Annotated in this window: 18 protein-coding genes and 1 tRNA gene; 14 read left to right on the plus strand and 5 right to left on the minus strand. The window is 69.2% G+C overall.

From position 1 onward, the window contains the following. The 3 genes from HY726_13780 to HY726_13790 form a co-directional block, all read right to left on the minus strand. On the minus strand, positions 1–167 hold a 167-nt coding region (locus HY726_13780; protein ID MBI4610067.1), incomplete at its 3' end, for a hypothetical protein. 80 nt (positions 168–247) lie between these two features. Beyond that, positions 248–880: an HAD hydrolase-like protein gene (locus HY726_13785; protein ID MBI4610068.1), complete on the minus strand. Its 633-nt coding sequence runs from the start codon at positions 878–880 to the stop codon at positions 248–250. Positions 881–916: 36 nt separating this feature from the next. Beyond that, positions 917–2,146 carry an MFS transporter gene (locus HY726_13790; GenBank protein ID MBI4610069.1) on the minus strand — a complete coding sequence of 410 codons (1,230 nt, stop codon included), beginning with the start codon at positions 2,144–2,146 and terminating at the stop codon, positions 917–919. 294 nt (positions 2,147–2,440) lie between these two features. On the opposite strand from HY726_13790, the gene HY726_13795 reads away from it, so the two are divergent. The 7 genes from HY726_13795 to HY726_13825 all read left to right on the plus strand — a co-directional run bounded on the left by HY726_13795 (position 2,441) and on the right by HY726_13825 (position 10,169). Next, entirely contained in the window at positions 2,441–3,817 is a 1,377-nt protein-coding gene (locus tag HY726_13795) for a tetratricopeptide repeat protein (protein MBI4610070.1), read from the plus strand. A gap of 14 nt (positions 3,818–3,831) precedes the next feature. Next, positions 3,832–6,825, plus strand: coding sequence for a tetratricopeptide repeat protein (locus tag HY726_13800; protein ID MBI4610071.1), 2,994 nt, complete (start codon positions 3,832–3,834; stop codon positions 6,823–6,825). 58 nt (positions 6,826–6,883) lie between these two features. After that, complete coding sequence (locus tag HY726_13805; GenBank protein MBI4610072.1) at positions 6,884–8,731, plus strand: aldehyde ferredoxin oxidoreductase family protein; 1,848 nt, start codon at positions 6,884–6,886, stop codon at positions 8,729–8,731. Further along, positions 8,722–8,795, plus strand: a tRNA-Val gene (locus tag HY726_13810). Before HY726_13805 ends, HY726_13810 begins: the two co-directional genes overlap by 10 nt. Before the next feature lie 175 nt (positions 8,796–8,970). Further along, entirely contained in the window at positions 8,971–9,375 is a 405-nt protein-coding gene (locus HY726_13815; GenBank protein ID MBI4610073.1) for a hypothetical protein, read from the plus strand. A gap of 4 nt (positions 9,376–9,379) precedes the next feature. Beyond that, positions 9,380–9,805 carry a hypothetical protein gene (locus HY726_13820; protein ID MBI4610074.1) on the plus strand — a complete coding sequence of 142 codons (426 nt, stop codon included), beginning with the start codon at positions 9,380–9,382 and terminating at the stop codon, positions 9,803–9,805. After that, positions 9,798–10,169, plus strand: coding sequence for a hypothetical protein (locus HY726_13825; protein ID MBI4610075.1), 372 nt, complete (start codon positions 9,798–9,800; stop codon positions 10,167–10,169). Before HY726_13820 ends, HY726_13825 begins: the two co-directional genes overlap by 8 nt. 11 nt (positions 10,170–10,180) lie before the next feature. On the opposite strand, the gene HY726_13830 is transcribed toward HY726_13825, so the two are convergent. Further along, a complete protein-coding gene (locus HY726_13830) occupies positions 10,181–10,636 on the minus strand; it encodes a DinB family protein (GenBank protein MBI4610076.1) in 456 nt (151 codons plus the stop codon). A 294-nt stretch (positions 10,637–10,930) separates the two neighbouring features. Here HY726_13830 and HY726_13835 point away from each other — a divergent pair, with 294 nt between their 5' ends. The 7 genes from HY726_13835 to HY726_13865 all read left to right on the plus strand — a co-directional run bounded on the left by HY726_13835 (position 10,931) and on the right by HY726_13865 (position 18,860). Then, on the plus strand, positions 10,931–12,070 hold the full coding sequence (locus HY726_13835) for an ABC transporter substrate-binding protein (GenBank protein ID MBI4610077.1): 1,140 nt from the start codon (positions 10,931–10,933) through the stop codon (positions 12,068–12,070). Further along, on the plus strand, positions 12,071–12,955 hold the full coding sequence (locus HY726_13840; protein ID MBI4610078.1) for a branched-chain amino acid ABC transporter permease: 885 nt from the start codon (positions 12,071–12,073) through the stop codon (positions 12,953–12,955). 3 nt (positions 12,956–12,958) lie between these two features. Further along, the gene (locus HY726_13845) at positions 12,959–14,692 is read left to right on the plus strand and encodes a branched-chain amino acid ABC transporter ATP-binding protein/permease (GenBank protein MBI4610079.1); all 1,734 of its coding nucleotides are present in this window, start codon (positions 12,959–12,961) and stop codon (positions 14,690–14,692) included. 11 nt (positions 14,693–14,703) lie between these two features. After that, positions 14,704–15,402, plus strand: a complete 699-nt coding sequence (locus tag HY726_13850) for an ABC transporter ATP-binding protein (GenBank protein MBI4610080.1) — start codon at positions 14,704–14,706, stop codon at positions 15,400–15,402. Between the two features lie 113 nt (positions 15,403–15,515). Continuing rightward, positions 15,516–16,007: a PPOX class F420-dependent oxidoreductase gene (locus HY726_13855; GenBank protein MBI4610081.1), complete on the plus strand. Its 492-nt coding sequence runs from the start codon at positions 15,516–15,518 to the stop codon at positions 16,005–16,007. A 144-nt stretch (positions 16,008–16,151) separates the two neighbouring features. Beyond that, on the plus strand, positions 16,152–16,607 hold the full coding sequence (locus tag HY726_13860; protein MBI4610082.1) for a (2Fe-2S)-binding protein: 456 nt from the start codon (positions 16,152–16,154) through the stop codon (positions 16,605–16,607). Between the two features lie 15 nt (positions 16,608–16,622). Beyond that, positions 16,623–18,860, plus strand: a complete 2,238-nt coding sequence (locus HY726_13865; protein ID MBI4610083.1) for a xanthine dehydrogenase family protein molybdopterin-binding subunit — start codon at positions 16,623–16,625, stop codon at positions 18,858–18,860. A 188-nt stretch (positions 18,861–19,048) separates the two neighbouring features. Here the strand turns inward: HY726_13865 and HY726_13870 are convergent. After that, on the minus strand, positions 19,049–19,671 hold a 623-nt coding region (locus HY726_13870), incomplete at its 5' end, for an acetamidase/formamidase family protein (GenBank protein ID MBI4610084.1).

Below are 19,671 nucleotides of genomic sequence, written 5' to 3' on the forward strand. Positions count from 1 at the left end.
TCGCACGCACCCTGGAGGATCGTCACGCCCGCCAGGAGCTGCACGACCATCGCCCAGCGGTCGTACCCGGGCCCCGCGAGCCACTGCCCCCGCTCGTTGACGGAGAGCACGACCCAGAGCACGAAGCCGAGCAGCATCAGCTGCTGCCAGCCCGCGAGCCGTTTCATCGGAGGCGTGTCGTTCACCGACGCTCTCTCGCCCGTTGGGCGTGCCTCCATTATAGGCCAGCGGGAGCGGTCGCGGTGGCCTAGGCGAAGAGGGCGCGGAGCTCGGCGAGGTGGGAGATCGCGGCCCAAACCCTCACGCCACGCCGATCCAGCTCCTCCCGGTCGGCCCGGTAGGCAATGAACGGCACGCCGCCGGCCTGCGCGGCCAGGCCGTCCACCCACGAGTCGCCGACGACGTAGGCGGCCTCCAGGTCGTGCCACCGTTGGGAGATGACCCGGAGCCCGTCGGGGTCGGGCTTGAGGTGGCGCACCTCGTCGCGGGTGACGATCAGGTCCAGGTGCGAAGCCAGGGCGAGGCGCTCGAGGACCCGACGGCTGACGGCACCGCCGTTGTTGGTCCAGACCGCTGTCCTGAACCCCAGCTCGCGCGCGGCCCGGAGAGCCTCGAGGGCTCCGGGCTCGAGCTGGGCGTCCAGGAGCGCCTGCTCCTCGTGCGCGCGGGCGATCTGCCAGAACTCATCCTCGAGTCCCGGGGCCCGCTCCCTGACAACGCGGGCCAGCTCGGGCGCCGACCAGCGCGCCTCGCGGGCGGGAAGGGTCACGCCGCGCGCTTGCAGGAGGACGAGGAGGTCGCGCGCCATCGCGCGGAGATCGAGCGGGGAGCGGACCAGCGTGTGGTCCAGGTCGAAGACGAGGGCGCGCCCGCCGGGCACGGGCTCAGGCCCGGGGCATGGACCAGGCGCCGGCCGCTACGTCGTCGATGGCACCATCTCCACGGCACGGTGCTCGACGATCGCCCAGCTCATGGCCGCCGCCGCCGCGCAGAGGAGCGCCCCGCCCAGGAAGAAGAGCGCGTAGCTGCCCGCCACGTCGTGGATGAGCCCGCCCGCGTAGGAGCCCATGGCCGAGCCGACCTGGTGGCTCAGCGAGACGAGGCCGATCACGGTGCCGCCCGAGCGGCGTCCGAAGAGCGTGGTCGAGAGCGCCGTGGTCGGAGGGACCGTGGCGAAGTCCACCAGGCCGAAGGCGACGGCGAAGGCGAAGAGCATCAAGGGCTCGCGTACGAACAGGAGGAAGACGAGGGTGAGCGCGCGCCCGGCATAGACCCAGCCCAGGACCCACTTGTGCCCCCACCGGTCGGAGATAGCGCCGGCGAAGAGGGTGCCGAGGACGTTGAAGGTTCCCAGGACGCCGAAGGCGGCGGCGGCCGTGATGGTCTCGATGTGGACGTCCTCGGCGTACGGGATCAGGTGGGTGTCGATGAGGCCGGCCGTGGTGACGCCGCAGACCCAGAAGCTCCCCACGAGCCACCAGAAATTCTTCTGCCGCGCGAGCGCGCCGAAGGGCTGCGGCCGGCCGTCGGCGATGTCCCGGGCCGCGCGGGCTTCGGCGCTCCCCGGCGGGTCGTCCTTCAGGAAGAACCAGACCAGCGGGAGCGCGATCAGGAGCACCCCGACCCCGCTCCAGACAAACGCCATTCGCCAGCCCGAGGCCTTGATGAGCGTGGCGATCGCGGGAACCAGGACGAGCTGGCCGGCGGCGGCGCCGGACATCACGATGCCCACGGCGAGGGCCTTACGGCGCTTGATCCACCGGGCGATGGCCACGGCCGCGGGGACGTTGGAGGCCCCGCCCACCGACGCCATGAGGCCGATGCCGAAGACGAGGTAGGCCTGCCAGAGCGAGCGGATCAACCCGACCGCCACCGTGGAGAGGCCCAGGAGCGCGAGGCTGCCGGCGAACACCAGCCGCGGGCCGTAGCGGTCGGCCCAGCGCCCGGCCAGGGGCTGGGCGAGGCCATAGGCCAGAAAGCCGAAGGACGCGGTCAGGCTCACCGCAGCCCGATTCCAGCCGAATTCCGCCTCCCACGGGTTCACGAGCAGCCCGATGGTGGACCGGATGCCCATGGCCAGGGCAAGGGCGAGGAAGGCCAGGGCCACGATCACCCAGGCGTAGGGCAGCTCCCGCTCAGCGTCCAAAGGGTTCCCTCTCCTCAGCGGAACTCACCGATCACGGCGTCCGCCTCGATCTCGACCAGCATCTCGGAGGCGATCAGCCGGCTCACTTCTGCCATCGTCGTCGCCGGCCGAATCGCCCGGAAGAACTCGCCGTGCGCCGGATCCTTCAGGGTCGGCTGCCGTGCGCGCGAAAGTTGAGTATAGCACGCGCGCGGATCGGGCAGGACGCGCCCCCCACGTGTCGGGGCTCCGCAGGCGGCAGGGGCCGGAGGTTTTTTGAGCGCTCGCGGTTGTGTTAGTCTCGAAGGTAGACGGATGAAGTTCCGGGGTTCGGTGCTCGCCCTCCTCGCATTCCTCCCGCTGCTCCTGGTTGGTCCGGACGCGGTGCCCGCCCAGGGAGAGGCGGAGCGCCTCTGGCTCGTGGGCTCGCGGGCCTATGGCGACCAGCTCTACCCGCTGGCGCGCCGCGTCCTGGAACGCTTTGTCGAGCGCTACCCGGACGATGCCAGGCTCGCCGAGGCCACGCTGCTCCTGGGCAAGGCGCAGCTCGAGCTGGACGATCCGGCTGCCGGGCTCGAGAGCTTCAGGCGGGCTCAGCGCCTCGCGCCGGGCGGCGAGGCGGACGAGGCCCGCTTCTGGGAGGGTCAGACGCTGGTCCGGCTGAAACGCTACCGTGAGGCCCGGGCCGTGTACGACGTGCTCCTGGCCGAGAACGCCGCCTCCCCGTTCGCCCCCGATGCCCTCTATGCGTACGCCTGGTGCGAGCTCGAGCTGAAGCGCCCGGACCCGGCGGTGACCGCGTTTCGTGAGCTCATCAAGGCGTGGCCGGAGCATCGCCTGGCGCCGTCGGCCGCCTACCACCTCGCGCGCACCCTCGTCCAGATCAAGCAGCCCGAGAAGGCCGAGGAGGTTCTCGCGCGCTTCCCGTCCCACTACCCCGGCCACCCGCTGCTCCCCAAGGCGCGCTATCTTCTCGGGTGGACCCGCCTCGCCACGGGGAAGACTGACGAAGGGGTGGCCGACCTCCGCGCGTTCATCGCGGACGATCCGACCCACGCGGCCGCGGCCGAGGCGCGGCGAGCGATCACGGGGGCGCTGCTCCGCCAGGGGCGCAAGCCGGAGCTGCTCGAGGAGTACCGGACGCTGCTGGGCCAATCGCCGCCGACCCCCGAGGCGCTCTACGACGCGGCGCTGCTCGCGCGCGAGCTCGGTCGGCCCAGGGACGCGGAGGCGGCGTGGAGCTCGCTGCGGCGCGAGTTCCCGGCTCATGTGCTCGCCAGGCGCGCGGCCCTCGAGCTGGCGCAGGCGGCCTTCAGGCGGAACCAGCTCAAGGAGGCCGAGGTCCTGGCGCAGGAGGCGAGCGAGAGCTCCGAAGATCGGGTGCGCCTCGAAGCGCTCGTCCTGCTCGGCGAGAGCGAGGTCAAGGCCAAGCGCTTCCAGGCCGCGCTCAAAGCCTTCGACGCCGCCCTCGCCCTCAAGTCAGGCGATGCGGCTCTTCGCTTCCGCGCCCTGGCCGGCAGCGGGGTGGCCCACGAGGAGCTCCGTCACTGGGCGGAGGCGGCGGAGCGCTACCGGAGGTTGGCGGGCCAGAGCCCCGACCAGGCGCTCAAGCAGTGGGCCAAGGCCCGGCTGGCAGCAGTCCGGGCCAAAGCCCAGGCGCCGTCGAAGCCCAGAGGGGAGCGCGCCGACTGATGGATGGTGCCCGGATGCGGCGACGGGCTGGCGCGCTGCTGGCGGGCTTGGCCGTCCTGGGGGGCGGACTCGCCTCCGCCGCTCCGCTGCTCCCTGTCGAGCCGCCCGCGCCCGATCTGGTGCCGCTGCTCCGTCTGGCGGCGCCGCCCCTGGACAAGCCTCCCGTGAGAATCCTTGAGTTGCCGCTTCCGGCGCCACCCGAGGCGCTCCCAGCCCTGCCAGCCGCAGCCGTGTGGGTCGACCTGGCGAACCGGCCCGCCGCCCCGCTCCCCGAGGCACGGAAGTTCCTCCCCTGCGTTGGGACGTTTTTGAAGTTCAGCTCCGAGCTGCTCGAATGCGGGCGCGCCCGTTTCGCCGAAGGCGACCTCAAAGAGGCGCGGGCGTACCTCGAAGCCGCCGCCGAACGCGGCGAAGGCGGTGTGAGGCAGGAGGCGCGCTTTCTCCTCGGCGAGACGTTCCTCCGCCTCAACCAGCTTGACGCCTCGGGACGGAACTTTCTCATGGCGAGCCAGGAGAACCCTCACTCCGGGCTCGGGCTCCACGGGAGTTTGGCGTTAGGGTTGGTCACGCTCCAGCTGAACGACCCGGCCCGCGCTGTCGCCACCTTCGAGCGCCTCCTGGCGGGCCCCGCGCCCTACGAGGTCATGGCCTACGCGAGCCACGGGCGCGCGCTCGCCCTGTATGCCCGGGGGCGCTACGCGGAGGCGCGAGACGTGTGGCACGCCCTCTTCCGCACCGGACGGCTTCCCCCGCTCCTGGACCGGGAGCTCAGCTTCTGGTTCGGGGAGACCCTCGGACGGGTCGGCGACTACGCGGCCGCCGAGGACCACCTTCGCCGCTTCACCGGCGGCGGATCCCACGCGCTCCTGGAGCCGGCCATGCTCCGGTTGGGCTGGTGGGCCCTGGCCGCCGGGCACCCGGCTGAGAGCGCCAAGGCTTTCCAGTCGTTCCTCGCCGCGTACCCCAGCAGCGGTGAGCACGCCTGGGCCCGCTTCGGCCTCGTGCGGGCGTTCCTGGCCCTCGACGATCTCCCGGCAGCCGAGGCGGCGGCCGGGCAGCTCAGGACCGCGGCCGCCGAGCACCCGCTGGCCGCGCCGGGCCTGCTTCTCCTGCTCCGTGCCAGCGTGGAGAACAACCGGGATGCCCAGGCGCAGGGGCTCGTCCAGGAGCTCCTCGGGCTGAATCTCTCTCCCGCGAGCCGGGCCTACGCGCTCCTCCTCAACGCTGAGGTGAACCGACGCGCGGGGCAGAGCGGCGAGGCCAGGAGCCAGTTCGAGCTGACGCGTTCGATTCAGCCCGCAGGCTTGCTCGCCTGGCACGCCACGCTGCGGATCGCCCAGATGGACCTCGAGGCGCGCGAGTTCAGCCGAGCGCTCGCTGAGGTCGGGGGCCTCCTGAGCCAGCCCCTTCCGCCAGAGCTGGCGGGTGCCGCCCTGCTCCTGCGCGGAGAGGCCGCGTACCGGGACAAGGTGTACCAGAGCGCCGCGGAGGCGTTCGGACGGTTCGTCGCCGAGTTTCGCGGTCACCCGGAGGCGGCCGGCGCCTTCCTCTCGCTCGCCTGGGCGGAGTTCCGCCTCGGGCGGCTCGAGCCGGCGCGCCAGCGCTGGCTCGACTTCGCCTGGTCGTTCCCGCGCGACCCGCGCGCAGGGGAGGCGCTCCTGCTCGCGGCCGAGCTCGCCGCCCAGGCCGGCGACCTCGCGACGGCGGGGAGTCTCCTGGATCAGTTCCTGAGCCGCTTTCCCGTCCATCCGCACGCTCCCATCGCGAAGCTCAACCGCGCGATCCTGGAGCTCCGCGCGGGCCAGTACCGCTCCGCGTCGACGTGGCTCAAGGAGCTGACGCAGAGCGTTCCCCTCTCGCCCTTCGTCGGGCGGATGCGGCTCGCGACCGGCGTCGCACTCCTCGCGGCGGGGAGCCCGGCCGAGGCGACGGCCGAGTTTAACGAGGCGCTCAAGCAGGGCGAGGACGTCCTGGCGCACCTCGGCCTCGGGAGCGCGGCCCTCGCGCTGCGCCGGTGGGCCGAGGCCGAGCGCCACTTCCTCCAGGCGCGCGAGGCAGCGGGCGAGCCCGTCCGCGTGCTGGCCGAGTACGGAGCCGCGGCTGCGGCCTTCCACGAAGGAAAGCGCACGGCGTTCCCCCAGGCGGCGACCGCCTTCCTGGCCTCGCCCTACCCGGGCGCCCTCGTTCCGAGGGTGGTCTATGCGCTCGCGGCCGTCACGGTGGAGGAGAAGCGTTGGGCGGAGGCGCGCCACTGGACGCTGAGGCTCGTGAATGACTTTCCGGGAGACGAGGCCGCCGACGACGCCCTGGCGCGTCTGGGCGCCGGCGCGGTCGCGGTCAAGGAGTGGCCGCTGGTCGTGGAGAGCTACCAGCTCCTGCTCATCCGCTATCCCGGAAGCCCGCACGCCGCCGAGTCAAGGCTGGATCTGGCCGAGGCGCTCCTGCGGACCGGGGCCCCCGCCGAGGCTCGCGGCCTCCTCGAATCTTTTGTCGCCTCCGCCGCCCGTGATCCGCGTCTTCCCCGGGCGCTCCTGCTCCTGGCGGAGGCTCAGGAGGCCACGGGCGAGCGAGCCGGGGCCGTCGAGGCGCTCGCGCGACTCGTCCGGGAGGAGCCTCGTTCGAAGCTCGCCGGCACCGCCCAGATGGCCCGGGCACGGCTCCTCCAGGAGCTCGGACGATGGGATGAGTCCCGCCAGGTGCTGGAGCAGGTGCTGGGCGAGGGTGACGCGGGCTTCCGCGGGGAGGCCGCCTTCAGGCTCGGTGAAGGCTATCGGGCCCGGAGCCTTCACGCTGAGGCGGTGGAGGCGTACATGACCGCGGCGTACCTGGCTCCGCAGACCCCGTGGGCGCGCCGGGCGCTGCTCGCCGCCGGCCAGAGCTTCGAGGCCCTCAAGGAGTCCAGCTCGGCGGTCACCGTCTACCGGAAGCTCCTGGCCCAGCCGTCGGTCGAACCGGAGCTCGCAGCCGAGGCGCGCAAGGCGCTCCAGCAGCTCGGCCAGAGCCCGTGACGGCTTCCGCGCATCCCCGGTAGGCAGGCCCTGGGATTCCCGCTATACTGGTGCCGCGATGAAGGGCTACGGCGGGCGGGTGCTCTTCGCCGACGTCGGAACCGGGCGCGTGTGGAGCGAGCCGCTCGGAGAGGAGGTTGCGCGGAACTATCTCGGCGGCAACGGCCTCGCCGTGTACCTGTTGAGCCGCCACGTCCCGGCCGGTGCAGACCCCTACGATCCGGCTGACGCCGTCGTCTTCGCCGTCGGCCCCGTCACCGACACCACCGTGCCGGGGAACAGCCGGGCCTGCGTCGCGACCAAGTCTCCGCTGACCGGCCTCTTCTTCGACTCCACCTTCGGGGGCCGCTTTCCCTGCACGCTGAAGCGGACCGGCCTCGATGCCGTTCTGATTACCGGGCGCGCGCCCGCGCCGGTCTACCTGAAGGTGACGGAGGCCGGCGCCGAGCTGAGGCCTGCCCGCGCCCTCTGGGGGAAGACCACGCGCGAGACCGTGGAGGCCATCCAGGCCGCGGAAGGACCCGACGCCGACGTCATCGCGATCGGTCCTGCCGGCGAGCACCGCGTCCGCTTCGCGGCCATGGCCCACTACTGGAAGAACCGCGAGGGGATCTCGGGGCGGGGCGGGATCGGCGCCGTCCTGGGCTCGAAGAACGTGAAGGCGGTCGTGGTGGCAGGGGCGCGGAAGACGGAGGTGGCGGACCCTGCGGCCCTCAAGGCCCTGGTCGAGGAGGCCCGCGAGCCCTTGAAGAAGGGGACGCAGGCGCTCTCCACGTTCGGCACACCCTTCCTCGTTCAGCCGATCAACACTCTCGGCGGTCTCGGTGCCTACAACGCGCGCACCGAGGTCTACGCCGACGCGCGCGCGATCTCGGGCGAGGCGATGCACGCCCACTACCACGACCGGGACACCACCTGCCTCAAGTGCCCCGTGGCCTGCGGCAAGCAGTACGCGATCAAGGACGGCGAGTTCGGCGGCACGCGCGCCAAGATGCCGGAATACGAGACGCTCTTCGCCCTCGGCTCCATGATCGGCAACGCGAACCCCGAGGCCCTGACGAAAGCCAACGAGTTCTGCGATCTCCTCGGCATGGACACGATCAGCCTCGGCGTCACGCTCGCCTTCGTCTGCGAGGCTCTCGAGCGGGGGTGGCTCGATCCGAAGGAGATCGGGGTTCCCTTCGGCTGGGGTGACTGGCGCGGGATGCTGAAGCTGGTGGAGCTGACGGCCGCGCGCCAGGGGTTCGGCGACCGCCTGGCCGAGGGGGCCTGGCGCCTGGCGGAGTCGCTGGGGCCTGAGGCGCTCAGGATGGTCTACGCCGTGAAGCGCCTGGAGCTGCCGGCGCACTCGGCGCGTGCGCTCAAGGGGATGTCGATCGGCTACGCCACCGCGACGCGGGGCGGGAGCCACCACGACACGCGCCCGACGCCCCAGTACGCTCAGGGCTTCGACCGGCGGAGCCCCGACGGGAAGCCCGAGTTCGCGGTTCGGAGCCAGCACTTCACCGCCGTGGACGACTCCCTGGTCGTCTGCCGCTTCACCTCCGAGCGCGGGTTCGGGTTGTTCCTGGGTGAGCCCTACGCCCGGATGGTCTCGGCCATCACCGGCTGGAGGACGGACGTGGAGGAGCTGGAGCGGATCGGCGAGCGGATCGTGAACCTGGAGCGCTGCTTCAACGTCCGGGAAGGCGTGCGGCGGAAGGACGATGTCCTCCCCTGGCGCGTCATGCACGAGCCGATCCCTGAGGGCGCGTCGGCGGGCATGCACTGCCCGCCGGACGAGCTGGACCGGATGCTGGACGAGTACTACCGGCTCAGGGGCTGGGACGCCGACGGCGTGCCGACGCGGGAGACCCTCCAGCGCCTCGGGCTCCCCATAGGATACTCGAACGTCGCGGGCGGATAGCTCAGGGTGGGAGAGCGCAGCGCTTACAAGGCCGAGGTCACAGGTCCGAGCCCTGTTCCGCCCCACCATGGCCTAGACTCTTCCTGTGAGACACTGCGAGCTCGCGGGCGAATAGTCCAGTTTGGGAGAACTCAGGATGGAGCTGCTTGCATTGGTCGATCACGTGAGCGTCTGACATGCCTTTCCGCGTTTATATCAGCCACAGCGTAGCTCCTCATGAGCTTGGAGCGATATATGGGGTGGCAGAGCTGGCGGCGAGGAAGGGAATAGAGCCGATCGTCCCTGACCGGCGCTGGCAGGCGGTCATGCCGCCTCCACGTATTGCACAGCTTTTGACGAACCTTGATGCGTTCGTGGTGGTGGCGACAAGCCTGGGGCAAGATCTTGAGTGGGTCAACCGCGAACTTAGCGTGGCACTGCAGTCGGGGCTGAACCCACAGAATGTCATTTCTGCCGTCGATCAAGGCATTGAGCCTCCTGTTACGGGAGCAATGCTGACCATCAATCGCGACAACTTAGCGGAGACGGTTGCGGAGGCGGTGAGGGTTCTGGAGCGGCTTCAACTGCAGCGATCCCAACAGAATTTGCTGGCGGGCCTCATTGTCGGTGGTTTGGTGGCGCTCCTCTTAGCCTCGAAGGAGTAGAGTGATGGCAGTGTCTGGTCTTGCAACGGCGGATGATCTGTACGATACGATTGAGCAAAGAGAAGCGTTTGAAGAGAATCGGCGGCCGGCGTCTCTTGTGGACCTGGCAGAAGCCGTGAGCGGCCAATTCACTCTGCGTGACGCAGACTGGGGCAGTTTATTTGCTTATATCGTTAAGCACTGGGAAGTGTTGCCCGTCCTGATTGAAGCGCGGGTGGCGATTCGACGAGTGTTTGGTGAGGTCCGGCCCATTTTGGACCTTGTCACGGATCCGGATGAAGGGTGGGAGAAGTTGTTCATCGTGATACCAGTTCGGGAATCGGTTCGTATGGCTTTGGAGCGGCTGAGGGAACTGGACAGCACGTGGTTCATAGGAACGGCGCGACGCGCCGGTTTCGCCATCAACGTCACGATCGAACGGCATGTTTGATTGGCACGAGTACCTCGTATTTGCCACGAATATACTGGCGGCGCCGCCCGAGCCGCCGGAAGCTGCTTGGCGAGCCGCGGCGAGCCGGGCGTACTATGCAGCTCACCACAAGTCCCGCGAGGCTATTGAGCGGCGGCATGGTGCAGAGATTCATCGAGATGGAGTTCACGCCGAAGTGATCAGGCGTCTTCAGGAACGGCCAGAAACGGAGGCCACAGGTCTAAAGCTCGATCGACTGCGTGGCAAGCGCGCCCACGCCGACTACAACTCGACTCGGGCGTTTTTGGTCTCAGATGCGGAAATTGCTGTTCAGCTCGCCGGAGAAGTCATAGAGCTTCTTAGGGTATCCGGAGAAGATCGTTGAAACGGTGAGACTCAGCCCTTCAGGGCGCGCTCGATCTCGTCCAGGTGCTCGCGCCGGTGCTGGGCGCGGAGGAGATTGATCGGGGTTCCCGCGGCCGCATTCGCCGCGGCCAGCTCTTCGGACAGCGCTTGCACCTTCCCATCGACCGCCTCAGCCGTGGCGACCGCAAGCCGCGCCGCCGTGCGCGGGGGAAGCGCCAGGCAGAGGGCTTTGGCGGCGTCGTTGATCCAGTCGACGTCGCCGCGATTGATGGGAGGCGGGGCCGACCCGGGACCACCCTGCTCCCAGCGCTCGAGCAGAACCAGGACGCGCTGATCCCAGAACGCCAGGTGGCCCAGCACGCCGGCAATCGTCCAGCCTGAGCCGAGCGGGCGGCTCAGCTGCTCGTCGCTCAGCCGGTCGACGAGGGCCCGGAGGCGCTGGCGTTCGGCATTGTTCGGCGAGACGTACGAGCGATCGACCGCCATGGGTTCCCCCTTCTGCGCGTGTCGCCTCACTCTAGCATGCACGCGTTCTTCGAGCGCGGGCTCTGCCCGCGCAAGCTCTGGGGGAGGCTTCGGAGGGGGCCGGCGAGGCCCCCTCCGATAATCTAGCACGAAACGTCGGGCCCGGGCGCCCCGCGTTGACGGGCGTGACGGAAGTCCCTAAGATGACAGCGCCGGCGGCGCGCTCAGTGCGGGGTGCCTGCGGGCGACGCGCCGCTGCACGCGCTTTGCGGGGATGAAGGAAAACCGGTTGCGGACACACGGGGGAGGAGAGCCATGCGGAGGTGGATAGCGCTCATTCTTGCCGTTCTCGGCCTGGGCACAGCCTGGGGCTCGGCCCCGGCGCGCGCGGCTGAACCCTACAAGCTCGGGGCCATCCTGGCCATGACCGGTCCGGGAGCCTATTACGGGCGGGTGATGAGCCGGGGCGCGCTCCTGGCCATCGAGGAGATCAACGCCAGGGGCGGGATCCCTGGGATCAAGCTGGAGCTGGTCATCGAGGATCACAAGAGCGGCCAGCCGAAGGAGGGGGTCAACGCCATCAACAAGCTGGTCAGCATCGACAAGGTCCCCTTCATCCTGACTTCCTACAGCGCCCCGACCCTGGCCGCCTACCCGATCGCCGCCGAGCACAAGGTCCTGATGCTGAACGGCGGCGGCTGGAGCCCGGACCTGGTGGGGAAGGCCTATCTCGTCAACAACCGGATGGTCGGAAGCTATCTGGGCCAGGTCATCACCGAGCACGCCTTCCGCAACCGGGGGGCGCGCAAGCTGGCCATGATCTACAGGAACGATCCCTCCGGGATCACGGTCCGCGACCAGGTGAGGCCGGTCTGGGAGAAGCTGGGCGGGAGCATCGTGGCGATGGAGGTCCACGAGCTCGGCGCGACAGATTACACCGCACAGCTCGCCAAGATCAAGGCGGCGCGGCCGGACGTGGTGGCGACCTGGTCCTACGGCAAGGACCTCGGCTTCATCATCAAGCAGGCCAAAGACATCGGGATCACCGTTCCGCTGGTGGGAATCGACTGGACGCCGGACGGCCAGGCCGTTGCCGGGGGCGCCATGGAAGGGTACGAGTACGCCTCCGACTATCTGGACCTGGACAGCAAGGCGGAGTGGACGGCGCGCTTCATCCAGGACTACCGGAAGAAGCACGGCGAGCCGCCGGACTTCTATGCGGCCAACTACTATGAAGGTGTCTACGTCCTGGCCGAGCTGATCCGGGAGATCAAGCAGAAGGGCAGAGACCCGCGAAGCGGCGTCCAGCTCCGGGAGGCGTTGCTGGCCAAGCGAAAGTTTCCCAGCGTCTACGGCGGCAGCATAACCTTCAACGATGATGGGACCTCCGCCAAACCGGTCGCCATCTTCGAGGTCAAGGGCGGAAAGCCGACCGTCAAGAGGCTGGTGGAGTAATTGCTCGAGCTCTTCGCCCAGCTCACCGTCAACGGGCTCATCGGCGGCAGCCTGTTTGCGCTCCTCGCGATCAGCTTCGGGATCATCCTGGCCACCACCCGGACCTTCCACTTCGCCCACGGGATCGTCTACACGGCTGCCGCCTATGCCGCCTACGCCTTCGCCGAAAAGCTCTCGATCCCCCTGGGGCTGGCCGTGGTTCTGGCGGTGGCGGCGGCTGGCCTCGTCGGCGTCGGGATCGAGGTCCTGGTCTATCAGCCGCTGCGCCGCCTGTACGCCTCCCAGCTGACCATCCTGATCGCCTCCCTCGGCGTGCTGATCATCATCGAGAATGCGATCGCCATTTTCTTCGGCACCGACGCCAAGATTCTCTCCGGCTTTCCCTCCCGCCTGATCGTGCTCGGCGGAGTCGCCTTTACCACGCTCCACCTCACGGTGGTGCTGGTGAGCTGGGGCCTCTTCGGCATCTTGCTGCTCTACCTCTACGGCACGCGCAGCGGCAGGACCATGCGCGCGGTGGCGAACAGCCCGGAGATGGCGGAGATCGTCGGGATCGACACGCGGCGGGTCTTCGTCACCGCCTTCGCCATCGGCTCGGCCCTGGCCGCCCCTGCCGCCATCCTCTACACGCTGGACAAGGGCGCGACGCCCGACATGGGGGTAACGGCGGTCCTCATGGCCGCCATTGCCGTCATCGTCGGCGGGGTCGAGAGCTTGCCGGGCGCGGCGCTCGGCGGCCTGATCATCGGGCTCGCGCGCAACTGGGGGATCTGGCTTGTGCCCTCGGAGTGGCAGAGCGCCATCGCCTTCGGCATCCTCCTGGTGGTCATCCTGTTCCGGCCCACAGGGCTGTTCGGCGTCAAGCTCAGGAAGGCCGAGATCTGACGGATGGATTACTTCATCCACATCGCCATCCTCGTTGCGCTCTACAGCATCCTGAGCACCTCGTACAACCTCCTCATCGGCTACACCGGCCTCTTCTCCATCGCCCACGCCGCCTTCTACGGGATCGGCGCCTACACCTCGGCGCTCCTGGCGCTGCGCTTCGGGGTGAGCTTTCCGCTGGCCCTGCTGGCCGCGGTGCTTCTCACCGCGCTGGTGGGCGGCGCGATCGGGGTGCCGGCCCTCAGGGTGCGGGGGGACTACCTGGTGATCGCGTCCTTCGGCTTTCAGATGATCGTGTTCGGTGTGATGCTCAACTGGCTCGCCGTGACGGGTGGCGAAGGCGGGCTGACCGGGATCCCGAGGCCTGAGCTCTTCGGCATCAAGATCTTCTCGCCGCTCACCTATCTCCCGCTCGCCGTGGCGGTTGCCGGCCTCTGCTTCCTGGTGACGTGGTGGATCGCCCGCTCTCCCTTCGGGCGGGTGCTCAAGGCGATCCGGGAGGACGAGGTGGCGAGCCAGTCGCTGGGTAAGGACATCGTGTACTTCAAGATCGCGGTCTTCGCGCTGGCCGGTGGCCTGGCGGCGGTGGCGGGGAGCTTCTACGCCCACTACGTGACCTTCATCAATCCGCTGAGCTTCACGCTGGACGAGTCGATCTTTATCATGGCCGTGGTGCTGGTCGGCGGGGCGGGGAACCTCTGGGGCTCGCTCGTGGGGACGACGGCGCTGGTCGTGGCGCCGGAGGCTCTGCGCTTTCTCAGGATTCCCGACGCCATTGCCGCGCCGTTTCGCCAGATCCTCTACGGCCTCCTGCTGGTTCTGTTCGTGCGCTTTCGCCCCCAGGGGTTGATCGGCGAGCGCCCCACAGCCAGGCGCGGCCTGAAAGCGCTTCCGAAGGAGAAGAAGCTCGACAGCTCACCGCTCGAGGTCAGGCTCGGAAATCCCGCGGGCGGCGCGCAGGCGGCCGGCAGGAGTGCCGGCCCGCCGTTCCTCGCACTCCGTGGGGTGTCCAAGAGCTTCGGCGGGATTCGCGCGCTCGACAATCTCTCTCTGACCCTCGAGGAGCGGAGAATCATGGGGCTGATCGGTCCGAACGGGGCCGGCAAGACCACCGCCTTCAACGTGATCACGGGCTTTGTGGAGCCCGACGCCGGCAGCATCGCGTACCGGGGCCGCGACCTCGGAGGGTCGAAGCCTCACGAGATCGCCCGGCTCGGGATCGTCCGGTCATTTCAGGATCTCCGGCTCTTCCCACGGATGAGCGTGCTCGAGAACGTCCTGGTCGCGCTGCCGGGACAACGGGGAGAGCGGCTCGGCTCCGCCTTTCTGGCCGCGCCCCGGGTCCTCCGCGCTGAGCGCGACAACATCGAGCGAGCCTACGAGCTGCTGGCCTTCGTGGGCCTCGCCGAGAAGGTCGGGGAGCTGGCGGAGGATCTTTCCTACGCCGAGCAGAAGCTCCTGGCGCTCGCGCGGCTCCTGGCGACCCAGGCCGACCTGTTGCTTCTGGACGAGCCGGCCTCGGGCCTGGATCCGACGAGCGTGGAGGCGATCATGGCCCTGATCCGGCGCCTGCCGGAGTACGGCAAAACGGTCTGCGTCATCGAGCACAACCTGGACGTGATCAAGGGGCTCGCCGATCCTGTCATCTTCCTCGACGAGGGGCGGGTCATCGCCAGCGGGACGCCAGGCGAGATCATGGCCGATCCCCGTCTGGCCGACATCTACTTCGGCGCCTGAAGCCGGAGCCCATGCTGCTCGAGGTGCGGGACGTCGTGGCCGGGTACGGGAAGAAGACCGTCCTGCGGCAGATCTCGCTGGAGATCGCCGAGGAGGAGGTCGTGGCGGTCATCGGGCACAACGGCGCGGGCAAGACCACGCTGCTCAGAACCATCTTCGGACTCCTCCGGCTCCGGGAGGGCCAGATCCGCTACCAGGGTGCGCGAATTGACGGCCGCCGCCCCGCCCTGAACGTGCGCGAGGGCATCGCCTTCGTGCCCCAGGGGCATGGCGTCTTTCCCGATCTCTCCGTCCGGGAGAACCTGGAGCTGGCCGCCGATGCGGCAGGGACGGCGGACCTGGGCGACCGACTGGAGGCCGTGTTCAGGCTGTTTCCGATCCTGCGCGAGCGCGACCACCAGAAGGCGGGAACGCTGAGCGGCGGGCAGCAGCAGATGCTGGCGCTCGGGATGGCGCTGGTCATGCGCCCGAAGCTCCTCCTCCTGGACGAGCCCTCACTCGGCCTGGCCCCGTTCCTGGTGCAGCGGGTCTTGGAAACCGTGATCGAGATCAACCGAGGCTTCAAGACCGCGGTCCTCCTGGTCGAGCAGAACGTCACACAGGCCCTGCGGATCGCCGGGCGGGTGTACGTCATGAAGGTGGGCCGGATCGTGTACGCGGGCGACCCCGGGAGCCTGGCCCAGCCCCAGAAGCTCTGGCAGCTGTTTTGAATCCAATGAGGGCTAATTCTGTGGCCCGGAGTCGGTGGCTGCCGGACCGCTTCCCGCTTGACCGCATCATCGTTCCCGCTGTATAGGGATCAGCAGGGGGTGCTGAGACCACCATGAACGCTCATGAGCGCCGGGAATTCGTTCGGGCGCATCGCATCGGCATCTTCGCCTACGCCCGGCGCGACCACGGTCCGGCGATGACCGTCGTCTACTACGTCATGGACGGCGGCGACATCCTGGTCTACACCATGGCGGAACGCGCCAAGGCCAAGGCCGTCGGGCGCAACCCGAAGGTGTCGCTCTGCGTCCTCGATGAGAAGTGGCCGCCGACCTATCTCCTGGTGTACGGGAACGCGACGATCGTCACGGACTTCGACCCCGTCGTCGACCTGGGGATGCGGATCGCCGGACTGATGGCGGAGCAGCCGATTCCCGAGTCCTACCGGGCGCATGTCGCGGAGATGTCGCGCCGGGAGCAACGGGTCATGCTGCGGATCACGCCGTACATGACCTTCGAGTCGCCGCCCCGGCACGTCTACAAACCCGAGGACGTCCAGGGGCTGACACACGGCTTGGGTCAGAGCCTCCCGTGGGACGCGAAATGATCACCCCGAGGCTGCGCCGGGTCCGCCTTGACAGGGCGGGTGGCGCGGCGCTATGTGTTCCCCTGCGCGCTGTGCGGGGGTCGTCGCGCGGGGGGCCCTCAGCGACTCCTCCATCAATCCGACCACCAGCGAAAGGAGGACATCATGGCTGTCGACTTTAGAGTCAATGGAAGACCGGTCCGTGTCGATGTTCCAGGGAGCACGCGCTTGCTGTGGGTGCTACGCGAGCACTTGAAGCTCACCGGCACCAAGTACGGTTGTGGAGCCGCGCAGTGCGGCGCCTGCATGGTGCACATCGACGGCGAGCCGACGTTCTCCTGCCAGACGCCCGTCGAGGCGGTCCGCGGGCGCTCGGTCACCACCATCGAAGGGCTGTCCCAGCCCGGCCTGCATCCGCTGCAGCGGGCGTGGCTCGCCGAGCACGTGCCGCAGTGCGGCTACTGCCAGTCCGGCCAGATCATGAACGCGGCCGCGCTGCTCGCGAAGAATCCGCGTCCGACGCGCACCGAGATCATCGAGCACATGTCGGCCAACATCTGCCGGTGCGGGACCTACCAGCGGATCGTCCGCGCGATCGAGCGTGCGGTGAGGGAGGGCTGAGCCATGACGACGCCTGTGAACGAGATGAGCCCGCAAGCCGGCATGACGCGGCGCGAGTTCATGGTCGGTGCCGCCGGTCTCACGTTCGGAGTGGTGTTGCTCCCCGGGTGCGCGGGGCTCGCTACCACGGAGAGCCGTAACGCGGTTCTGGCCGCCGCGACGCCGGGCAGTGCGCCCGCCTTCAACCCCTGGGTCAGCATTGCAACTGACGGCAGCATCTACATCCAGTCGCCCGCGGCGGAGATGGGACAGGGTTCGCTCACCTCGCTGCCGCTGATCATCGCCGAGGAGCTCGACGCGGACTGGTCGAAGGTGCGCATCGTGCCCGCCCCCCCGAGCGACAGGCTGTACGGCAATCCCGCGTTCGGTGGCCTGATGTACACGGCGGGCTCGGCCGCCGTGCGCGCCTACTTCCAGCCGCTCCGCATCTTCGGCGCCCAGGTGCGGCGGGTGCTGCTCGAGAACGCCGCGCGCCGCTGGGCAGTACCGGTCGCCGAGCTGTCTACCGAGCCGAGCGTCGTGGTGCACGCGAAGTCCGGCCGGCGCCTGAGCTATGGCGAGATCGCGGCGTTCGCCGAGATTCCGGCGAAGGCGCCCGAGATCAAGCCCGAAGCGCTCAAGAAGCCGAGCGAGTTCCGGCTGATCGGCAAGGACGTGATGCGGGTCGACCTGCCCGGCAAGGTGAACGGCACGGCCGAGTACAGCATCGACGTCCAGGTCCCGGGAATGCTCTACGGCGCGATCCTCCGCGCGCCGGTCGAGGACAGCGCGCCGGCGCAGATCGACGATGGCGCAGCGCGCGCGGTCCCCGGCGTGGTCAGGATCGTGAGGCTGCCGTTCGGCCTCGGCGTGATCGCCGAGACGCCGTGGGCGGCGTTCGCCGCCAAGGACGCGCTCAAGGTGACGTGGGACCGCCGCGCGCGAGGGTGGGGCTTCGACAGCGACCGGGCGATCGCCCGCTACTCGGCCGCGGCGCGCGATCTGAAGACCGCGGGCAAGCCATGGGACAAGGTGGGCGACGCCCCCGGTGCGATGGCGAAGGCGGCGACGGTGGTCGAGGCCGAGTATCGCTGCGACTACGCCTACCACGCGCAGATGGAGCCGCTCAACTCGCTGGCCTCGGTCTCGCCGGCGGGTGACGCGTGCGAGATCTGGGTCGGGAGCCAGGGGCAGACGATGGCCGTGACGGCGGTGGCGAAGGCCCTCGGCATCCCCCCGGAGAAGGTGCGCTACCACCAGACGCTGCTCGGCGGCGGGTTCGGCCGCCGCGGCCACCGCGACGAGGAGTTCGTCGTCGATTCGGTGCTCCTCTCGAAGGAGGTGAGACGGCCCGTCAAGCTCATGTGGACCCGCGAGGACGACGTGCGAAACGGCCGCTTCCGGCCGATGAGCGCGCATTTCATGCGCGCCGCGCTCGACGCCTCGGGTCGCATCGTCGCCTGGCAGCATCGGCTCGCGTGCGATTGGGTGACCCCCTATATGGACCCGGTCCGCTACAAGGGCGTATTCAAGGAGGTCGACCTCATCGCCGTCCTGGGAGCCGAGATCAGGACCTACGACGTCCCGAACCGGATGGCCGAGCAGCTCGGGCAGGAAACCGGGATCCGCACCTCGGCGCTGCGCGGCATCGGCGTCGTCGCGAACAAGTTCGCGACCGAAGCCTTCCTCGACGAGATCGCGGCGCGGCGTGGCATCGACCCCGTCGAGCTGAGACTACAGCTGCTGAAGAACACGCCGCGCGGGCAGGCGGTCGTCAAGGCGGTCGTCGAGATGTCGGACTACCGGCGCCCGCGTCCGGGCCGCGGCCTCGGCTTCGCCTTCATCGACTACTCGGCCACGATGCTCGCGGGCGTGGCCGAAGTGTCGGTCGACCGCCAGACCGGCCGCATCCGGGTCCACAACTTCTGGGTGGCGATCGACCCCGGCATCGCGGTGCAGCCGGACAACATCGTGGCGCAGACCGAAAGCTCCATCGTCTACGGCCTGGGACTCGCGCTCACCGAGCGCATCACCTTCAAGGACGGGCTCGTGCAGCAGTCGAACTTCTACGACTACGTCGTGCCGCGCATGCGCGACGTCCCCGAGATGCACGTGAAGTTGCTCTCGACGCCCAACCCGCCGACGGGTGTGGGGCAGATGGCCACCCCGCTCGTCACACCCGCCGTCGCGAGCGCGGTCTACGCGGTCACCAAGGCGAGGCTGCGCCATACGCCGTTCATCCCCGAGCGGGTGCTCGCGGCGCTCTCTGCCTGAGCGCTCGCGCGACGCGGGCAAGGCGCCGACGCGTCGTGTCACGGGCGACCGGCCCCCCGCGCCCGAAGGGCCGGTCGCCCGCTCGGCGCGCAGCGCTGCGGTCTTTCGCTCAGAGTCGCCCGGAGTGGGCAGCGCGACCTCCCGCAGGCCGGCGCCCGGGTGGTCGCCGGCGAGTCCGGGGTCACAGGCTATTCCAGCAGGTCGCGGCTCACCATGGCGTGGATGCCCTTGTTGCCGTCGACGAGCTGCGTCACGTGCAGGTCACACGCGAGGCTGCAGAACACGTAGGCTTCGGCGGGTGTCCAGCCCCTGAGTTCCCTGAGCCAGGCCATCATGTGGCGGAGCGCCTGCCGGGCCGCGTCGTCGAGGTCGGGGTCCATCCCCATCGCAATGTAGTGGGTGGGCGTCACAGCGCGGGGGAAGGCGAGCTTCATCTTCTTGTGCAGCACCAGTTCGAAGGTGCCGCTCAGGCAGGTCTCAAGGGCGGTGAGGCATACCTCGCCGTCGCCCTGCACCGCGTGCCCGTCGCCCGCCGAGAAGTTGGCGCCGGGCACGAAGACGGGAAGGAACAGGGAGGTGCCGGGCACCAGCTCCTTGTTGTCCATGTTGCCGCCGAACTCGCGCGGCTCGATCGACGACACGGTGCCGTACTCCGGGCGCGGCGCCGTGGCCAGGATGCCGAAGAAGGGCCGGAGCGCAATCGTCGCGCCCCACGGCAGCTCCGCCGTCATCGCCTTGCGGTCGATCGGGATGAGGCGGCGCTGGAACTCCGGGAAATCCTCCGGGAGCGTGCCCTTGAGCGGCCGGATCA

The organism is Candidatus Rokuibacteriota bacterium, from assembly GCA_016209385.1.
Taxonomy (GTDB): Bacteria; Methylomirabilota; Methylomirabilia; order Rokubacteriales; family CSP1-6; genus JACQWB01.